Origin of the sequence: Photorhabdus thracensis (assembly GCF_001010285.1) — a bacterium.
In the GTDB taxonomy this organism is placed as follows: domain Bacteria; phylum Pseudomonadota; class Gammaproteobacteria; order Enterobacterales; family Enterobacteriaceae; genus Photorhabdus; species Photorhabdus temperata.
This window is the reverse complement of the sequence record NZ_CP011104.1, coordinates 4,039,721-4,057,642: the sequence shown is the minus strand read 5'-3', so window position 1 is coordinate 4,057,642 and position 17,922 is coordinate 4,039,721. Positions and strand designations below refer to the sequence as shown.

Sequence of the window (17,922 nt, the reverse complement as noted above, 5' to 3'; positions counted from 1 at the left end):
CCTAAATTTTACAGTAATCCGGCCGTTTTCAAGGCTTTTTCGACTGAGACTTTTCCTGCATCTGTCAATGGCGTCATCGGCAGACGCAGCGTGTCATCAGCAATCAGCCCCAGTTTGTAACATCCCCATTTGACTGGAATTGGGTTAGGTTCAACAAATAGTTGATGGTGTAAATCCATCAGGCGGTTATTCAGTTTACGCGCTTCGGCAAACTGGCCGTTCAACGCCAACTTACAAAATTCAGCCACTTCAGCAGCTGCAATGTTTGCAGTAACAGAAATTACCCCTTTACCACCCAGCTGGATAAAATCCAACCCACTTGCATCATCACCACTCAACAAGATGAAGCTATCATCATTAACTAACTCTTGGATTTGACTGACACGACTTAAGTTCCCTGTAGCTTCTTTAATTGCGACAATATTTTTAATCTTCGCCAAACGCGCTACAGTTGGCGGCAACAGATCACACCCTGTACGGGAGGGCACATTATACAGAATTTGTGGCAAATCAGTATTTTCAGCGATCGTTTTAAAATGCTGATATAAACCTTCCTGCGATGGCTTATTATAATAAGGCGTTACCGTCAGGCAACCAACAACACCACTGTTTTCAAAACGTTTCGTCAGAGATATTGCCTCAGCAGTCGCATTGGCACCTGTTCCGGCGATGACAGGAATACGTCCGTCGGCCAGTTCCGCCGTTGTCAAAACAACATCACCGTGCTCATCGTGACTCAGTGTGGCAGACTCTCCGGTTGTTCCTACCGAAACGATCGCTGATGTACCACTGGCAACATGGTAATCAATTAACTTTTTCAAACTGGTCTTATCAACATGACCATTCGCATCCATTGGTGTTACCAGCGCAACAATACTGCCTGTAAATTCAAAGCTCCCGCTAGACATTACATACCCCCCTATACAAACAAGAGTTCAATGGTACTTTCTAGTCATACAGAAGGAAACTATTTAACACAGGATTTCAATGAATTTTGTTAATACCGGATACCCTCCATTAAAAAGAAGTGATAACCGAAGTAATTTATTGAAATTCAAAGGTGGGGAATGAGAACAATAGAGCAACTTTGATACGATTGACCTTGGCAGTATACCCTTTTTGTGTTTACCTTAAATAAACTACAGCAGAGAAGGAAAAGTGACTTTGCCACAATCAGAACAACATTTTCTCGTTATAACCGCTTTAGGTGCTGACCGTCCTGGTATCGTCAACACGATCACTCGTCTTGTGAGTGAATGTGGTTGTAACATTGAAGACAGCCGCTTAGCGATGTTTGGTGAGGAATTCACCTTCATTATGCTGCTTTCCGGTAGCTGGAACGCTATCACCATGATTGAATCTTCGCTGCCACAGAAAGGGGCCGAGCTGGATCTTCTTCTCGTCATGAAACGTACAAGATGTGATGATCATACAACATTTCCTTCCACGGTTTCCGTCAAGGTTGATGTTGATGATTCACCCGGTATTGTTGAGCAGTTTACCAATCTGTTTACCACACAGGATTTTAATATTGCTGAACTGGTCTCAAAAACACAGTCACCAGAAGATGATATCCCTGCCCGGCTACAAATCCAGATTACCGCTCACAGTCTATTAGATGATGACGGCATAATTATTAAGCAGGCGTTTAATAAGCTATGTACAGATCTAAATGCACAAGGCAGTATTAGTATTCTTGAACCACTTTAGCAGAAAGATTAAACGGAGAATACGTGATGAGCCCATTGAAAGCCGGTGATAAGGCCCCTCAATTCAGCCTTCCTGACCAAGATGGAGAAACAATCAACTTGTCTGATTTCGAAGGTCAGCGTGTTTTAGTTTATTTTTACCCTAAGGCAATGACTCCTGGTTGTACTGTACAAGCCTGTGGTCTGCGCGATGAAATGGATACATTAAAGGAATCAGGTGTTGAGGTACTGGGTATCAGTACTGATAACCCAAGTAAACTGTCACGCTTTGTGGAGAAAGAAATGCTGAACTTCACATTGTTGTCCGATAAGGATCATCAAATTGCTGAGCAATTTGGTGTCTGGGGTGAAAAGCAGTTTATGGGGAAAACCTATGATGGTATCCACCGTATCAGTTTTCTGATTGATGCCAAAGGTAATATTGAGCATGTTTTTGATAAATTTAAGACCAGTGATCACCATCAGATCGTGGTGGATTATCTGAAACAACATCCTTAATAAAAAACCGCTAAAAAATTAATCGTACTCATTCAGCAACTCAAGATACCAAGGGCAAGTACAAGGGAAGATTTCCATCCCATACTTGCCCTAATAACGAATAACCGGCATTAACCCAGAGATAAATACAAAGTCCACTTTCATATTAAAAATAGATTTATTCTTTTATTTCATCGTCTTCTGTTATAACCATCTCCTCCGGCCATGCATGAATAACGGCTTTAATCAGCGTCGCCAGCGGAATAGCAAAGAATATACCCCAAAATCCCCATAAGCCACCAAAAGTAATCACAGAAAGAATAATCACCAGCGGATGCAAGTTTACTGCTTCAGAGAACAAAATCGGCACCAGTAAATTGCCATCCAGCCCCTGAACAACCAAATAAGCAATAACCACAGTCCAGAAATCTGTCCCGACGCCCCATTGAAATAAAGCAACCAATACAACAGGGATGGTGACAATCACCGCTCCCACATAAGGAATTAACACTGACAGACCAACCAGAACAGCAAGCAACAACGAATAATCTAACCCAAGAAATGCGAATACAGCGTAGGTACAGATACCAACAATCACCATTTCCGTCACTTTACCACGAATATAGTTAGTGATTTGCTGATTCATCTCGCGCCATACCTGCCCGGCCAAAATGCGGTTACGTGGCAAAACCCGTTGTAACGCTTGCAGCATCTGGTTTTTATCTTTCAGCAGGAAAAAGGCCATTAGTGGGACAAGAATCAGATAGATAGCTAATGTCAGCAAACCAATCAATGAAGCTACCGAAAACTTCACCACAGATTCCCCAGCTGTTGAAATCTTACTGCGCAAATTTTCGGCCATCATATCAATGATGCCGGCATCAACCAAAGCTGGATAACGGGTCGGTAATGTTTGGGCATATTCATTAAACCGGTTAAGCATATTAGGCATATCCGACAACAGATTAATTCCCTGCTGCCATGCCGTTGGTGCCACAATCAGAATAACCAGCAAGCTGATCCCGGAAAAAATAATCAACACAATACAAACAGCCACTGTCCGCGAACATCCCAGCTTCTCAAGTTGGGCGGTTGGCCATTCCAATAAATAAGCGAGAACAATCGCCACCAGTAATGGCGCCAAAATGCCATGTAAAAAATAAATAATGCAAAACCCTGCCAGGAGGATGAAAAACAACGCAATAACTTGCGGATCAGTAAACCGACGGCGATACCACTGTATAATCATATCCAGCATTGACCAGGCTCCTTGATAGCAATATTCATGTTTCTATTTTTGTTAAAAATTGTACTAATTGGTTGATTTTAAGGTACCCTTATTCATCATACACGCATTATCTAAAACGATGGCCAAATGAGAGCATTTTTGTTTTATGAAAATAATGTCTAAACAATCTCTGACAGCAATATTAAGCAGTACATTATTGCTAGTAAGTTCCTCTGTTCTCAGCGCCTCTATTGAAGATTCATTGCCGGATATAGGTACCACGGCAGGTTCAACCCTGAGCATCAATCAGGAACTGGCAATGGGCGATTTTTACGTCCGCCAGATGCGTGACAATGCTCCGCTGATTTATGACCCATTATTGACACAATATATCAACACCCTTGGACAACGGTTGGTGGCTAATGCAGATTCAGTTAAAACACCTTTTCATTTTTATCTGATCAATAACCCGAATATCAACGCTTACGCTTTCTTTGGCGGTAACGTTGTACTCCATGCCGCACTTTTTCGTTATAGCCGCAATGAAAGCGAACTGGCATCCGTTATAGCCCACGAAATTTCCCACGTCACTCAGCGCCATCTGGCACGAATGATGGAAGATCAACAGCGTACCGCGCCGCTGGCCTGGGCAAGTACTCTGGGCTCTATCCTGTTGATGATGGCTAACCCACAAGCAGGAATGGCGGCACTCAGCGGGACTTTTGCCGGTATACAACAAGGTATGATCAGCTTTACTCAATCCAATGAGCAGGAAGCTGACCGCATTGGCATGCAGACGCTACGCAAAGCGGGTTTTGATCCCCAAGGTATGCCGGATTTTATGCAGATCCTGGCAGATCAGACCCGTTACAGTTCTAAACCACCAGAGATGTTGCTGACTCACCCATTACCTGACAGCCGCCTTGCTGATGCCCGTAACCGTGCTAACCAATATCCCGCCAAGCGTGTTCCACAATCTCAAGATTTTCTGTTCGCCAGAGTTCGTATTATGGGGATGTACACTACGGAGCAACGCGGCTATCTGGAACAAATTTTGGAAAATTACCGTAAAGGCACAGTTAAAGAGCAACTTGCCGCCGCTTATGGGCAGGCAATCTTACTTTCTCAGGATAAAAAATACGCTGAAGCACGGGCTATTCTGGAACCATTATTAGCAAAACAACCCGATAACCTCTGGTTTATTGACACAATGACCGATATTGATATTGAACAAAACCGAACGGCTCAGGCTATCACCCGATTACAGAACGCCTTACAAAAACAAAAAGACAATGTGGTCTTACAGATTAATCTGGCAAACGCGCTCATTCGCGCAAAGCAATACCAGCAGGCTACAAAGCTGCTCTACCGTTATACGTTCAATAATCCTGATGATCCAAACGGTTGGCACCTGATGGCGGAAGCCGCTGCCCAACAAGGCAAACGCCATGAAGAATTATCGGCGTATGCTGAAGAAATGGCACTTCGTGGTCAGTTTGACAATGCCATTAAATACCTCAGCAGTGCCAGCGCCCTAGTAAAATTAGGCAGTTATGATCAAGAACGTTATGATGCCCGTATCGATCAATTACGCCAGCTACAACAACGTTACAATCAATACAAACGTTAAGGAACTTTCATGCACCACGTGATCATTTATCATAACCCCCGCTGTTCCAAAAGCCGTGAAACTTTGGCCCTTATTGAAGAGCAAGGAATTAAGCCGCAGATTATTCTCTATCTGGAGGTCCCTCCCACGGTAGAGCAATTATCTGTTCTGTTAAAACAGCTTGATTTTCATGATGTGCGCCAGTTGATGCGAACGAAAGAAGATCTATACAAAGAGTTGAATCTGGCCGATGAAAAACTGACTCAACACGACCTACTGAAAGTGATGGTTGCCAATCCTAAACTGATTGAGCGTCCTATTGTCGTTTGTGGTGATAAAGCCAGGCTTGGGCGCCCACCGGAACAAGTAAAAGAAATTCTTGGCTAATCCGGTAGATATGATGATGGTGAAACCACCATCATCGTCATAGATGCAGAATATCCTTCACAAATGGAATCGTCAGCTTGCGCTGGGCAACGATAGAAGCATGATCTAACTGATTCAAAGTCATAAACAGCGTCCGCATTTCTCTGTCTAATCTTTTCAGTAAGAAGCGCCCCACATCTTCCGGCAACTCAAACCCACGTAATTTTGCCCGCAGTTGCAAAGCTTGTAATTTCTCATCATCGGAAAGCGGTTGTAATTTATAAATTTGCCCCCAATCCAGACGGGAAGCCAAATCAGGTAACCTAAGATCAATCTGACGAGGTGGACGATCGCCACTGATAAGCAAACAAGTGCGACCGATTTCCAGAATGCGATTATAAAGATTGAAAATCGCCATTTCCCACTCTTCATCACCAGCAATACATTCGATATTATCGATACAAACCAGTGATAAGTGTTCCATGCCATCAAGCACCTCAGGGATAAAATAGGCACGTTTATCCAGCGGAACATAGCCCACAGCTTCATCTTTCAGGGACAATTCAGCACATGCGGCATGCAACAAATGACTTCGTCCCCCACTATCACGGGACCAAAAATAAATATAGCTGCCATGCGGCTGATTAATGGCCAATTTGATTGCAGCTAACAGGGTGGCGTTTTCCCCCGGAAAGAAACTGGCAAAAGTTTCATCATCGGGAAGATATAAAGGTAATGAAAGCTGCGATGGTGTGTTCAGAAGCACCTCAAACAGAGCAGGTAACAAGCGCAAACAAGTTTATCACAGAAAATAGTTGTAAATGAACTGTATAGATAAATAATAAAAAAACTATTTTTTGGATTCAATAAGTTAAACCCATTTTCAGCCTCCCCTTAAATGCACAATATTTCTTCATAATACAGAACAATCTGCAAGCACTGGTGAAATATTCTGAATGCGAAAACAGGTAAGGTCTACATTAATCTGTACTGATTGCCAGAAACAGATGCTAATAAGCGATAACCGTGTGGTGTAACAAATCCAGGCAAAGAGAAAACCTTCACCCCACTCTCAATGAAAGCCTGAGTATGCTCTACATTTTTCTCTGTCATGTTAAGTTTGATATTAAAATCTGCTTCTGGGATAAGAACGGGCATCTTCTCTTTTACTGTATAACTATTCATCGTCTCCTCCAACAGTTGTCGGAGCACTTCTGAAAAAAAGCCGAAATTCTTTGCTTCGGCATTAGGCATATCTTATACGCAGTGTATTAACAAAATGATAAATAATCAACGTCCGGTTGACGTGAAAACGAGCAATCCACTATTTTCATGAAATAAGAAATCCCTCTGCAACGCCCCGTACAACCTAACATTTTCACGCTATGTTCAATACAAACAAAGCTCACATTCTATCGCTATTCCTCACACACTATTCAGATTAATATGCCAACAAAATCGCAACAAATTTAACATAAGTGCTAATCTTAATAAGAAGTGGGGGCGCTCTGATTTACCGCCTACCCCATTATCAACTGACATAATAAACAGGAAGCTGAGTAATGAAAAAAATCCTATTGTGTTGTGCTGCCGGCATGTCCACCAGCATGTTGGTACAACGTATGCAGGCAGAAGTGATAAAACGGGCATTAGACATTGAGATCAAGGCCATCCCTACTGTTGAGCTAGAACATCAGATAACCGATGCCGACGTTGTTTTACTTGGCCCGCAGGTAAGGTATCAGCTGGCCCATTTTTCCGCTATCGCCAAACCACTCGGTAAGCCAATAGGCATTATTGACATGATGGATTACGGTGCTCTTCGTGGTGACAAAGTTCTCGATAAGGCATTAAGCCTGTTGGAATAATCAATTTCCTCATCACGCGGAGTGCACCATGAGCCTCTATACTTCTTTCATGCGCGTCGTAGAAAGCCATATTGTCCCGTTTGCTGGACGAATTGGTAACCAGCGACATATTAGCGCGATACGTGACGGCTTTATCTCAGCCATGCCATTCTTGCTCATCGGCAGTATCATGTTAATTGTGGCAAACCCACCATTCGATGCACAAACTTCATCCTTATTCGGTCAGGCTTGGTTGTCCTTTGCTAAAGCACACTGGGGCACCATCACCATGCCTTACTTTATGACTATGGGATTAATGAGCGTATTTGTTTCGGTCGGCACGGCCTACAGCCTGGCTAAATCTTACGGCTTGGATGGGTTAACTTCTGCTTTACTGTCGCTAATGGCGTTTTTGCTAGCGGCAGCACCACAAATAGAAAACAAAATCGCACTTGATTTTCTCGGAGGAGCAGGTGTATTCACCTCATTGATTTGTGCTATCTGGTCAGTTGAGCTGACGCGTTTATTGAAAAAATACAACATCACCATCCGTATGCCAGCACAAGTACCACCGGCGATTGCCCGTTCTTTTGAACTTTTGTATCCGGTCACCGGTATCCTGCTGACGGTTTACCCTATCAGTTTGCTCTTGCAGAGTGAATTCAATCTGCTCATTCCTGCCGCCGTCATGCAGATTTTTCAACCCCTCATTTCCGTCGGTGACACTCTACCAGCCATTATGCTGGCACTGCTGATTGCCAATCTACTGTGGTTTGCCGGTATTCACGGTGCCAATCTTATCACTGCCCTACTAAGCCCCATATTTATGGCCAATATTGCCACCAATGCGGCATTAATGGCTCAAGGAGCTGCTGCAACCCAAATTCTCACTGATCCCTATTGGTCATTTTATGTCTGTCTTGGTGGCTCCGGCTCCACCCTAGCTCTGGCTATTCTTTACCTACGCAGTCGTTCTATGCACTTGCGTACTATCGGAAAACTGAGCGCAGTTCCAGCTATTTTCAACATTAACGAACCACTGTTATTTGGCTCACCGATTGTTATGAATCCAACCCTATTCATTCCACTACTGGTTGTGCCATTGGTCAATGCAGTTTTGTCTTACAGCACCCTGCATCTTGATCTGGTGCATAAAATGGTCGCTATCTCTCCCTGGACCACACCAGCCCCATTCGGCGCAATGCTTTCCGCCGCCTGGGACTACCGTGCAGCAGTGCTGGCTATCGTGCTGATGATAATCGATCTATTTATCTGGTATCCCTTCTTCAAAGTTTATGAAAAGCAATTAATCAATGAAGAAAATAAGCAACAAGAAGAGACGATATCCACCAGCGTAGAAACTCAATCTTAGCCATAATCTTCGGAGGATTTACACATGGATTTGGAACAAACTATTGTCGAACTGCTGATTCATGCCGGGAGCGCACGCAGCCATGCGCTGATGGCATTACAACATGCCAGAGACGGTGACTTTCAAGCTTCACAAACACTGATGGCTGAATCCCAACAGGCAATCAAAGAGGCGCATGCCATTCAAACTACTCTAATCGGGTTGGATGAAGGCGGTGGTAAATTGCCTGTCAATCTGATCACTATACATGCACAGGATCATTTAATGAACGCGATGGTTATTCAGGATCTTGCCGGCGATATGATTGAACTCTACCGCCGGATGCCATCACAGGAGGAAAAAATATGAAACAGATCAAAATAGCCGTTATTGGCGGCGGTAGCAGCTACACACCTGAGTTAGTAGAAGGACTCATTCAGCGCAACAAAAACATTCCACTCTCTGAACTGGCATTAGTTGATATTGATGGTGGAAAACATAAAGTAGAAATCATCGCCGCGCTTACCCGCCGTATGTTGGCCCGTCATGGCCTGGAACACGTTACCGTCAGCGTACATTTCACACCAGATAATGCGATTCGCGGAGCCAGTTTTATTTTGACTCAATTGCGTGTCGGCCAGCTTCCGGCGCGGGCGGCGGACGAGCGTCTGGGGCTAAAATATGGCTTAATCGGTCAGGAAACGACAGGCGTAGGGGGATTTGCCAAGGCGTTACGTACCATTCCTGTTTTGCTGGATATCGCCCGCAAAGTTGAACAACTTGCGCCAGATGCATGGATTGTTAACTTCACTAACCCGGCAGGGATCGTCACCGAAGCGGTTTCCCGTTATAGCAAGGCAAAAATAATCGGCCTGTGTAATGTCCCGGTCACCATGCATCATATGATTGCCAATGTGCTGCAACATCCTTATCAAGATGTGCAATTACGCTTTGCAGGGCTTAATCATATGGTTTGGGTACATCAGGTACTGGTTTCAGGGCGGGATGAAACTCATCAGGTGCTTGATATGTTATGCAACGGTGTGGCATTAACCATGAATAACATTAAAGAATCCCCCTGGCCTCCGCCATTACTCAGAGCATTAGGCGCAATCCCCTGCCCTTATCACCGTTACTTCTATCAGACCCGCAGCATGTTGCAGGAAGAGCGCGAAGCCGCTGCCAAACAAGGCACACGGGCAGAACAAGTCATGAAAGTAGAACAGGAGCTGTTTGAACTGTATGCCGATCCAAACCTTGCTCACAAACCAGAACAACTCAGTTTCCGCGGTGGCTCATTCTATTCTGAAGTTGCACTGGATCTGATATGCGCTATTCACAATAATCTTGGCAGCCAGTTGGTGGTTAATACCCCTAACCGCGGTGCTATCCGTGGCCTGCCGGACGATGCCGTCATTGAAACCAACTGTATCATTAATGCAGAGGGTGCCCGCCCGCTGACATTTGGCCGCCTGCCTGACAGTATGTACTCTCTGACCCAACAGATAAAAACCTTCGAGCGTTTGACGATTGAAGCAGCAGTTCATGGCGATCGTAACGCTGCACTGCGGGCATTGATCACCAACCCACTGGTTGCTGATGTGGATATTGCTTCACCGCTTTTGGATGACGTATTGGCGATAAATCGTGATTATCTGCCGCAATTTTAATGAATAATCTGAACCTGGTTGAATAACCCGAAACCAGAACGAGCATAAAATTAAAGAGATATCAGTTATTAGTAACTAAAAGACTAATACTGATATCCTTTAATCGTAACTGTCCTTGTAATCTCTTTTTTTGCGGCGTAACACGCATTTTTTTTCATTGAGAGCGAAACGAACTTTACTCTGAATAATTGCTTACTTTTGTATCTACTTTATTGATACTCACGTGGATTAATGTATACTCATTGGATATACATAGAGATATTTATGGAGGCATATAAATGCGCACCCAAGCAATTTTGCAAAAATGGGGAAATAGCATTGCTCTGCGGCTATCGGGAAATCTTAAAACAATACCCAATTTTGAAGCAGGTGATGCAGTAGACATTGAGATCAGTGAACAAGGATTAGTTATTCAAAAAGCCGTCAAGAAACGATTGACTGAGTCTGACTTATTAAATGGCTTATCTGCTTATACTGCTCACGCTGACGAACTGGCAACTCCAAATGACAAGGAGCTCAATTACTAATGTTCGTTCCTAGACGTGGTGATATTTGCTGGCTTGATTTCGAACCAACAAAAGGCAAAGAAATTGGTAAATATCGCCCAACACTCATACTTTCACATGAAACTTATAATCGACTGACTGGACTGGTTATCTGTTGCCCTATTAGCACAAGTATAAGAGGAGCACCTACAGAAGTACCTGTCACCAATCTGGAACAGCGCTGCATCGTGGCAACAACTTTGATCCAAACTCTGGACTGGCGGCAACGCAAGGTAAAATTTATCACAAAGTCAGAACCCAGACTTTACGATGAAGTTCTGCTAAAACTGATTCCTCTCATTGGTGGCGAACATCTGCTTCCTTAATCTCCTCCACGGATAAGATAAATTATTCTACCCATCCCCGCCCTCCCTGATTAAAACCATTCAAAGCGGGGAAATAAATCGAACTTATTACTTCAATGACTTATCACGCTTAACAGATTCAATTGAAGACTCAATATATTGTTCTTCAGGACGAATAATACTAATCAAGCAGAAAATCAGACTCATACCAATACCCACAATAGTTGCCAGCGCCATACCTTTAAGTTCAGCAACGCCAATATTTATTTTCGCGCCGCTGACACCAATAATAAGAATAACCGAGGTCAGAATTAGATTCTGTGCTTTATTGTAATCCACTTTGGAATCAATCAGCACCCGAATACCGGATGCTCCGATAACCCCATAAAGCAACAGAGAAACACCGCCCATGACCGGAACAGGCACGGCTTGAATTGCTGCCGCCAGTTTACCGACACAGGAGAGCAGAATCGCCAATACCGCAGCGCCACCAATAACCCAGGTACTGTAAACTTTGGTAATTGCCATCACACCAATATTTTCGCCATAAGTCGTATTAGGGGTTGAACCAAAGAAACCGGAAATCACAGTTGAAAACCCATTCGCGAACATAGAACGATGTAAACCGGGTTCTTTCAACAAATCTCTCTTCACAATATTTGCCGTAACAACCAAATGGCCAACATGTTCCGCAATGACAACCAGTGCCGCAGGCAGGATCGTCATTATGGCGAACCATTCAAAACGGGGCGTGTAAAAAGTTGGCAATGCAAACCACGGTGCTTCACGCACAGGTGTCAGGTCAACCTCCCCCAACAGGAATGCCAGTGCGTAACCCACCAACACCCCAATCAGAATCGGAATGATAGCCAGAAATCCACGGAACATTACGGAGCCAAGAACAGTAATCGCCAGTGTGACCAGCGAAATTGTCAGCGTCGTTGGATTAACATCAGCGCCTTCTGCCGGACGCAAACCGGCCATATCAGCCGCAACACCAGCAAGCTCCAGCCCGATAACCGCAACAATCGCCCCCATTGCCGCAGGTGGAAACAGCACATTAATCCAGCCCCGCCCCGCCACTTTGACAATCAATGAAACCAGGCAAAACAGCACACCACACAGGATAAAACCTCCCAACGCTAATTCATATCCCAGAGGCAACAACAATAAAACTGGTGAAATAAATGCGAAACTCGATCCCAAATACGCCGGAATTTTTCCCTTACAGATAATCAGATATAACAATGTACCGATCCCGTTAAATAGCAGAATCGTCGCCGGGTTGACTTTAAACAGAATCGGCACCAATACCGTTGCACCAAACATAGCAAAAAGATGTTGGAAGCTCAGTGGAATGGTCTGTAAAAGTGGAGGCCGCTCATCTACCCCAATAGTGCGACGGGTCATTTGTTTATCCTCTTCATATTATCGCATCACGAACCAAAAAAAGCCGACTCAAAAGTCGGCTAACTTATTATTTTGTACCAAATATTTTATCGCCTGCATCCCCCAGGCCGGGCACAATGTACCCCTGTTCATTAAGTCCCTCATCAATAGAAGCGGTATACAGTTCTACATCAGGATGAGCTTTTTCCAGTGCAGCAATACCTTCAGGCGCCGCAACCAAAACCAGAACTTTAATTGACTGACAGCCTGCTTTTTTCAGTAAATCAATAGTTGCAATCATAGAACCGCCGGTCGCCAACATGGGATCAACCACCAGCGCCAGACGTTCATCAATATTAGAAGCAAGTTTCTGGAAATAAGGGACCGGTTCTAACGTTTCTTCATCGCGATACACACCTACGACACTGATCCGGGCACTTGGTACGTTCTCCAACACGCCATCCATCATACCCAATCCCGCACGCAGAATAGGCACAACGGTTATTTTCTTACCTTTAATCTGCTCAACGGCTACCGGGCCACACCAGCCATCAATAATGACCTTTTCAGTTTCTAAATCAGCGGTTGCTTCATAAGTCAGAAGGCTTCCGACTTCTGCGGCCAGTTCACGAAAGCGTTTGGTGCTGATATCATTCGCTCGCATCAGGCCGAGTTTATGTTTAACAAGTGGGTGGTTCACCTCAACGATCTTCATGGACTTCTCCTACTGTATGTCAAGTCACCGGCAGACAAAAAATCGCGAGATTATACCGCCTTTTAACCATAACACCACTACCAATCTGTTGATTTTAATCAGACACACGCCTTCTCCCCGAAAACTGAGATCCTAAATAAGAGTCTCGCAAACGTTTGCTTAGGCTGCTAGAATTGTCAGCGTTTTATCTTAATTTATCAAATGCAACCGCCTTGAGGGCTTCTCAGTGACCAACAAAACCTCTCTCAGCTATAAAGATGCCGGTGTAGATATCGATGCTGGTAATGCCTTGGTAGACCGTATCAAAGGTGTTGTAAAACAGACTCGTCGTCCAGAAGTCATGGGCGGTTTAGGTGGATTTGGCGCTTTATGTGCATTACCGCAAAAATACCGCGAACCTATCCTGGTTTCCGGTACCGACGGTGTTGGTACCAAGTTGCGTCTGGCGATGGATCTCAAACGCCATGACACTATCGGCATTGATTTAGTTGCAATGTGCGTCAACGACCTGGTTGTCCAGGGCGCAGAGCCCCTGTTCTTCCTTGATTATTATGCAACCGGAAAACTGGATGTTGATACCGCCGCCAGCGTTATCACCGGTATCGCGGAAGGTTGTAAATTATCCGGCTGTGCTCTGGTTGGTGGTGAAACCGCGGAAATGCCGGGGATGTATCACGGTGAAGATTATGATGTTGCCGGTTTCTGCGTTGGTGTCGTTGAGAAATCAGAAATCATTGATGGCAGTAAAGTTCAGGCTGGTGATGCCCTGATTGCTCTCGCCGCCAGTGGCCCTCATTCAAACGGCTATTCTCTGATACGCAAAATTCTGGCCGTCAGCAACACAGATCCGGAAACAACCGAGCTGGAAGGCAAATCACTCGCAGATCACCTGCTCGCCCCGACAAAAATTTATGTGAAATCCCTTTTATCCCTGATTGAGCACGTTGATGTTCACGCGATTGCTCATCTAACCGGCGGCGGTTTCTGGGAAAATATTCCACGTGTCCTGCCTGAAAATACCCAGGCTCAAATTAATGAATCCAGTTGGCAATGGCCGGCAATATTTAACTGGCTGCAACAAACCGGTAATGTCAGCCGTCATGAAATGTACCGTACATTCAACTGTGGTGTCGGAATGGTCATTGCACTACCACAAACAGCCGTTGAACAAGCGCTTGAATTACTCAACGCCGCCGGTGAAAAAGCCTGGCAAATCGGCACCATCGCCACACAAAAAGAGAACGAACAACAGGTTGTTATTCAATGAAAAACATCGTTGTATTGATCTCCGGCAACGGCAGCAATCTCCAGGCGGTGATTGACGCCTGCCAGCAGAACAAAATCAGTGGGCGAATTTGTGCGGTATTCAGCAATACCGCCGATGCTTACGGTCTGCTACGGGCTGAGCAGGCGGAAATTCCCGCTCATGTCGTCAACCCGAAAAACTATGTGGATCGTCAGGCTTATGATCAAGCACTGAAACACGCCATCGATCAGTATCAACCCGATCTGGTCGTCCTCGCAGGTTATATGCGTATTCTGACACCGGATTTTGTTCAGCACTATTTTGGTCGCCTGCTAAACATTCACCCTTCTCTATTGCCCAAATATCCCGGTCTGCATACTCACCGCAAGGCAATGGAAAATGGCGATACAGAACACGGCACCTCCGTTCATTTTGTGACAGAAGAGCTGGATGGCGGCCCGGTGATCCTGCAAGCCAAAGTTCCTATTTTTGCAAATGACCAGGAAAGTGAGGTTATTAAACGGGTCCAAACTCAGGAGCACGATATCTACCCATTAGTTATCAACTGGTTTGTCGAAGGACGCCTGAGCATGGTTAATGGCAAAGCCCATCTGGATGGGAACATTCTTCCTCCACAAGGCTATGCCGCAGAATAATCTATTTATTCACCCTTGATTACAGTGCTGTGGTAATATACCCGGCACTGCGAACTATTATTAATAATACTCTCTTATTTATTAAAAACACCGAGGTATCAAATGTCTGGTGGTTCTCATTCTCCACCTGTCAGGTTACGCCCCCTTGAGCGGGAAGATCTGCCTTTTATCCATCAATTAGATAACAACGCCAGCGTGATGCGTTACTGGTTCGAAGAGCCTTATGAAGCTTTCGTTGAACTGAGTGATCTTTACGACAAACATATTCACGATCAGAGCGAGCGCCGGTTTATTATCGCGAGTTCTGACGCCAGAGTTGGATTGGTTGAATTAGTCGAAATCGACTATATCCATCGCCGGTCAGAATTTCAGATCATTATCGATCCGGCATATCAGGGCCAAGGCCATGCAATAAAAGCGGCAAAACTGGCGATGGAATATGCATTCTCTGTACTTAATCTGTACAAACTCTACCTGATTGTCGATAAGGAGAACAGTAAAGCCATTCATATCTATAATAAGCTGGGTTTCTACACTGAGGGCGAATTAATAGATGAATTCTTTATTAATGGCTGTTACCGCACAGCCATTCGCATGTGCGTTTTCCAACATCAATATTTCGCATCCAAGGCAGATAAAAAGGCCTGAACCCGCCATGACAGACGAGGTTATAACGACAGGTCACGACTAATAATATTCAAAATTTCAATACACTTACCTCAACACCTGGAGTAATAATGTCCCAAGACAGGCTCTATACCGAAAAAGAACTTAGTTGGTTATCCTTCAACGAACGTGTGCTTCAGGAAGCGGCGGATAAGAGCAACCCATTGATAGAACGGATGCGGTTCCTGGGTATTTACTCCAATAATCTGGACGAATTCTACAAAGTTCGTTTTGCTGATGTGAAACGGAGGATACTGATTAATGAAGCGCGGGGATTCGCCACCAGCTCCCGGCACGTACTGAAAAAAATTCAATCCAAAGTGGCTAAAACCGATCATGAATTTGATGTGCTCTATAATGAGTTACTGTTGGAGATGGCCCGCAATCAAATTTTCCTGATCAATGAACGACAAATTTCACCGAATCAGCAAATCTGGTTACGCCAATATTTTCGTCAGCATCTGCGACCACACATCACGCCAATCCTGATTAACCCGGAAACGAATCTGGTTGAATTTCTGAAAGATGACTACACTTATCTGGCGATTGAAATTGTCCACGGCCAGAATATCCAATATGCATTACTGGAAATTCCGTCAGATAAGGTACCACGTTTTGTTAATTTGCCGCCTGAAATGCCACGCCGCCGCAAGTCAATGATCCTGCTGGACAATATTCTGCGCTACTGTCTTGATGAAATTTTCAAAGGTTTCTTTGACTATGATTCACTCAATGCCTATTCAATGAAAATGACCCGTGATTCTGAATATGATTTAGCAACAGAGATGGAATCAAGCCTGCTCGAATTGATGTCATCCACCCTGAAACAACGGCTGACTGCGGAACCGGTAAGATTCGTTTATCAGAGAGAAATGCCAGATGAAATGGTGGAATTACTGCGCAGCAAACTTGGCCTGTCAAATGACGACTCGGTGATCGCCGGCGGACGCTATCACAACTTTAAAGATTTCATTAAATTTCCCAATGAGGGAAAAAAAAACCTGCTGAACAGACCCTTGCCGAGATTACGGCACACTTGGTTTGATAATTTTCGCAATGGTTTTGATGCTATTCGTGAACAGGATGTTCTGCTCTATTATCCCTATCACACCTTTGAACACGTGCTGGAATTACTGCGCCAGGCTTCTTTTGACCCAAGCGTGCTTTCTATCAAGATCAATATTTATCGGGTAGCAAAAGACTCCCGCATTATTGAATCAATGATTCATGCCGCCCATAACGGTAAAAAAATTACCGTTGTTGTTGAATTGCAGGCACGATTTGATGAAGAAGCCAATATTCATTGGGCTAAACGGCTGACCGAAGCAGGTGTGCATGTTATTTTCTCGGCACCGGGGCTAAAGATCCACGCAAAACTGTTTTTTATTTCCCGTCTGGAAGGCGAAGAAATTGTTCGCTATGCCCATATTGGTACAGGTAACTTTAATGAAAAAACAGCGCGTCTCTATACCGACTATTCCCTGCTGACAGCCAATCCGCAAATTACCAACGAAGTCCGTCGGGTATTCAACTTTATTGAAAACCCCTATCGCCCGGTCAACTTTGAAAACCTGATGGTTTCACCACAAAATTCCCGCGCAATGCTCAACCAGCTTATTTCTCAGGAAATAGCAAACGCCAAAGCAGATAAACCCGCCGGCATTACATTAAAAATCAATAACCTTGTTGATAAAGAGCTGGTGGACCGCCTGTATGACGCCTCAGAAGCCGGTGTAAAAATACGCCTGCTGATACGTGGTATGTGTTCACTGGTGCCCAATCAGCCAGGATTCAGCGAAAATATTCAAATCACCAGCATCGTTGACCGCTACCTCGAACATGATCGGGTTTATGTCTTTACCAATAACGGCGATGAAAAAGTCTTTCTCTCGTCTGCCGACTGGATGACCCGTAATATCGACTACCGGATTGAAGTTGCTGTCTGCCTGCTTGATCCACAATTGAAACAGCGTGTACTGGATATTCTCGAACTACAATTCAACGATACGGTAAAAGCCCGTTACGTCGATAAAGAACTGAGCAACAGTTATGTGCCACGGGGCAATAAACGGAAAATCCGTGCACAACTGGCGATTTATGACTATATAAAAGCCCTCGAACAACCTGGACCAAGAGCCTAATT

At 44.6% G+C, this 17,922-nt stretch carries 19 protein-coding genes and 1 pseudogene; 14 read left to right on the top strand and 6 right to left on the bottom strand.

What is annotated here, in order from left to right; genetic code table 11:
• Nucleotides 1–8 precede the first annotated feature (8 nt).
• Nucleotides 9–908 carry a 4-hydroxy-tetrahydrodipicolinate synthase gene (gene dapA / locus VY86_RS17560; protein ID WP_046975911.1) on the bottom strand — a complete coding sequence of 300 codons (900 nt, stop codon included), beginning with the start codon at nucleotides 906–908 and terminating at the stop codon, nucleotides 9–11.
• Nucleotides 909–1,164: 256 nt separating this feature from the next.
• On the opposite strand from dapA, the gene VY86_RS17555 reads away from it, so the two are divergent.
• On the top strand, nucleotides 1,165–1,710 hold the full coding sequence (locus tag VY86_RS17555; protein ID WP_046975910.1) for a glycine cleavage system transcriptional repressor: 546 nt from the start codon (nucleotides 1,165–1,167) through the stop codon (nucleotides 1,708–1,710).
• A 26-nt stretch (nucleotides 1,711–1,736) separates the two neighbouring features.
• On the top strand, nucleotides 1,737–2,207 hold the full coding sequence (gene bcp, locus VY86_RS17550) for a thioredoxin-dependent thiol peroxidase (protein WP_046975909.1): 471 nt from the start codon (nucleotides 1,737–1,739) through the stop codon (nucleotides 2,205–2,207).
• Between the two features lie 157 nt (nucleotides 2,208–2,364).
• Here the strand turns inward: bcp and VY86_RS17545 are convergent, their stop codons facing one another.
• Complete coding sequence (locus VY86_RS17545; protein WP_046975908.1) at nucleotides 2,365–3,444, bottom strand: AI-2E family transporter; 1,080 nt, start codon at nucleotides 3,442–3,444, stop codon at nucleotides 2,365–2,367.
• Between the two features lie 136 nt (nucleotides 3,445–3,580).
• Between VY86_RS17545 and bepA the strand changes: the two genes are divergently transcribed.
• Nucleotides 3,581–5,044 carry a beta-barrel assembly-enhancing protease gene (gene bepA, locus VY86_RS17540; RefSeq protein ID WP_046975907.1) on the top strand — a complete coding sequence of 488 codons (1,464 nt, stop codon included), beginning with the start codon at nucleotides 3,581–3,583 and terminating at the stop codon, nucleotides 5,042–5,044.
• Between the two features lie 9 nt (nucleotides 5,045–5,053).
• A complete protein-coding gene (gene arsC, locus VY86_RS17535; protein ID WP_046975906.1) occupies nucleotides 5,054–5,410 on the top strand; it encodes an arsenate reductase (glutaredoxin) in 357 nt (118 codons plus the stop codon).
• A gap of 37 nt (nucleotides 5,411–5,447) precedes the next feature.
• On the opposite strand, the gene hda is transcribed toward arsC, so the two are convergent.
• The gene (gene hda, locus VY86_RS17530; protein WP_021324482.1) at nucleotides 5,448–6,155 is read right to left on the bottom strand and encodes a DnaA inactivator Hda; all 708 of its coding nucleotides are present in this window, start codon (nucleotides 6,153–6,155) and stop codon (nucleotides 5,448–5,450) included.
• Nucleotides 6,156–6,367: 212 nt separating this feature from the next.
• Nucleotides 6,368–6,574 (bottom strand): annotated as a pseudogene (locus VY86_RS17525) (hypothetical protein); the annotation flags it as partial.
• A 377-nt stretch (nucleotides 6,575–6,951) separates the two neighbouring features.
• Between VY86_RS17525 and VY86_RS17520 the strand changes: the two are divergent.
• The 6 genes from VY86_RS17520 to VY86_RS17495 all read left to right on the top strand — a co-directional run bounded on the left by VY86_RS17520 (nucleotide 6,952) and on the right by VY86_RS17495 (nucleotide 11,128).
• Entirely contained in the window at nucleotides 6,952–7,257 is a 306-nt protein-coding gene (locus tag VY86_RS17520) for a PTS sugar transporter subunit IIB (RefSeq protein ID WP_046975904.1), read from the top strand.
• Nucleotides 7,258–7,285: 28 nt separating this feature from the next.
• Nucleotides 7,286–8,608, top strand: coding sequence for a PTS sugar transporter subunit IIC (locus tag VY86_RS17515; RefSeq protein ID WP_046975903.1), 1,323 nt, complete (start codon nucleotides 7,286–7,288; stop codon nucleotides 8,606–8,608).
• Between the two features lie 24 nt (nucleotides 8,609–8,632).
• The gene (locus VY86_RS17510; protein ID WP_046975902.1) at nucleotides 8,633–8,956 is read left to right on the top strand and encodes a PTS lactose/cellobiose transporter subunit IIA; all 324 of its coding nucleotides are present in this window, start codon (nucleotides 8,633–8,635) and stop codon (nucleotides 8,954–8,956) included.
• The gene (locus VY86_RS17505; RefSeq protein WP_046975901.1) at nucleotides 8,953–10,257 is read left to right on the top strand and encodes a 6-phospho-beta-glucosidase; all 1,305 of its coding nucleotides are present in this window, start codon (nucleotides 8,953–8,955) and stop codon (nucleotides 10,255–10,257) included. The genes VY86_RS17510 and VY86_RS17505 overlap by 4 nt, the downstream gene beginning before the upstream one ends.
• A gap of 278 nt (nucleotides 10,258–10,535) precedes the next feature.
• Nucleotides 10,536–10,784: an AbrB/MazE/SpoVT family DNA-binding domain-containing protein gene (locus tag VY86_RS17500; RefSeq protein WP_021325668.1), complete on the top strand. Its 249-nt coding sequence runs from the start codon at nucleotides 10,536–10,538 to the stop codon at nucleotides 10,782–10,784.
• Nucleotides 10,784–11,128, top strand: coding sequence for a type II toxin-antitoxin system PemK/MazF family toxin (locus VY86_RS17495; protein ID WP_021325667.1), 345 nt, complete (start codon nucleotides 10,784–10,786; stop codon nucleotides 11,126–11,128). The genes VY86_RS17500 and VY86_RS17495 overlap by 1 nt, the downstream gene beginning before the upstream one ends.
• 87 nt (nucleotides 11,129–11,215) lie before the next feature.
• On the opposite strand, the gene uraA is transcribed toward VY86_RS17495, so the two are convergent.
• The gene (gene uraA / locus VY86_RS17490; RefSeq protein WP_046975900.1) at nucleotides 11,216–12,517 is read right to left on the bottom strand and encodes a uracil permease; all 1,302 of its coding nucleotides are present in this window, start codon (nucleotides 12,515–12,517) and stop codon (nucleotides 11,216–11,218) included.
• A gap of 67 nt (nucleotides 12,518–12,584) precedes the next feature.
• The gene (gene upp, locus VY86_RS17485; protein WP_046975899.1) at nucleotides 12,585–13,211 is read right to left on the bottom strand and encodes a uracil phosphoribosyltransferase; all 627 of its coding nucleotides are present in this window, start codon (nucleotides 13,209–13,211) and stop codon (nucleotides 12,585–12,587) included.
• Nucleotides 13,212–13,437: 226 nt separating this feature from the next.
• Here upp and purM point away from each other — a divergent pair, with 226 nt between their 5' ends.
• The 4 genes from purM to ppk1 all read left to right on the top strand — a co-directional run bounded on the left by purM (nucleotide 13,438) and on the right by ppk1 (nucleotide 17,920).
• Nucleotides 13,438–14,478, top strand: a complete 1,041-nt coding sequence (purM, locus tag VY86_RS17480; RefSeq protein WP_046975898.1) for a phosphoribosylformylglycinamidine cyclo-ligase — start codon at nucleotides 13,438–13,440, stop codon at nucleotides 14,476–14,478.
• Complete coding sequence (purN, locus tag VY86_RS17475; protein WP_046975897.1) at nucleotides 14,475–15,113, top strand: phosphoribosylglycinamide formyltransferase; 639 nt, start codon at nucleotides 14,475–14,477, stop codon at nucleotides 15,111–15,113. The genes purM and purN overlap by 4 nt, the downstream gene beginning before the upstream one ends.
• A 102-nt stretch (nucleotides 15,114–15,215) precedes the next feature.
• Nucleotides 15,216–15,761, top strand: a complete 546-nt coding sequence (gene speG / locus VY86_RS17470) for a spermidine N1-acetyltransferase (RefSeq protein ID WP_046975896.1) — start codon at nucleotides 15,216–15,218, stop codon at nucleotides 15,759–15,761.
• An 89-nt stretch (nucleotides 15,762–15,850) separates the two neighbouring features.
• A complete protein-coding gene (gene ppk1 / locus VY86_RS17465; RefSeq protein WP_046975895.1) occupies nucleotides 15,851–17,920 on the top strand; it encodes a polyphosphate kinase 1 in 2,070 nt (689 codons plus the stop codon).
• The last annotated feature ends 2 nt before the right edge of the window (nucleotides 17,921–17,922 follow it).

Coding starts and splice junctions, on each gene's coding strand:
- bcp (WP_046975909.1), top strand. CDS start 1,737: ATGAGCCCATTGAAAGCCGGTGATAAGGCCCCTCAATTCAGCCTTCCT.
- upp (WP_046975899.1), bottom strand. CDS start 13,211: ATGAAGATCGTTGAGGTGAACCACCCACTTGTTAAACATAAACTCGGC.
- VY86_RS17510 (WP_046975902.1), top strand. CDS start 8,633: ATGGATTTGGAACAAACTATTGTCGAACTGCTGATTCATGCCGGGAGC.
- speG (WP_046975896.1), top strand. CDS start 15,216: ATGTCTGGTGGTTCTCATTCTCCACCTGTCAGGTTACGCCCCCTTGAG.
- purN (WP_046975897.1), top strand. CDS start 14,475: ATGAAAAACATCGTTGTATTGATCTCCGGCAACGGCAGCAATCTCCAG.
- VY86_RS17520 (WP_046975904.1), top strand. CDS start 6,952: ATGAAAAAAATCCTATTGTGTTGTGCTGCCGGCATGTCCACCAGCATG.
- VY86_RS17495 (WP_021325667.1), top strand. CDS start 10,784: ATGTTCGTTCCTAGACGTGGTGATATTTGCTGGCTTGATTTCGAACCA.
- bepA (WP_046975907.1), top strand. CDS start 3,581: ATGAAAATAATGTCTAAACAATCTCTGACAGCAATATTAAGCAGTACA.
- VY86_RS17500 (WP_021325668.1), top strand. CDS start 10,536: ATGCGCACCCAAGCAATTTTGCAAAAATGGGGAAATAGCATTGCTCTG.
- ppk1 (WP_046975895.1), top strand. CDS start 15,851: ATGTCCCAAGACAGGCTCTATACCGAAAAAGAACTTAGTTGGTTATCC.
- VY86_RS17545 (WP_046975908.1), bottom strand. CDS start 3,444: ATGCTGGATATGATTATACAGTGGTATCGCCGTCGGTTTACTGATCCG.
- dapA (WP_046975911.1), bottom strand. CDS start 908: ATGTCTAGCGGGAGCTTTGAATTTACAGGCAGTATTGTTGCGCTGGTA.
- uraA (WP_046975900.1), bottom strand. CDS start 12,517: ATGACCCGTCGCACTATTGGGGTAGATGAGCGGCCTCCACTTTTACAG.
- VY86_RS17515 (WP_046975903.1), top strand. CDS start 7,286: ATGAGCCTCTATACTTCTTTCATGCGCGTCGTAGAAAGCCATATTGTC.
- arsC (WP_046975906.1), top strand. CDS start 5,054: ATGCACCACGTGATCATTTATCATAACCCCCGCTGTTCCAAAAGCCGT.
- VY86_RS17505 (WP_046975901.1), top strand. CDS start 8,953: ATGAAACAGATCAAAATAGCCGTTATTGGCGGCGGTAGCAGCTACACA.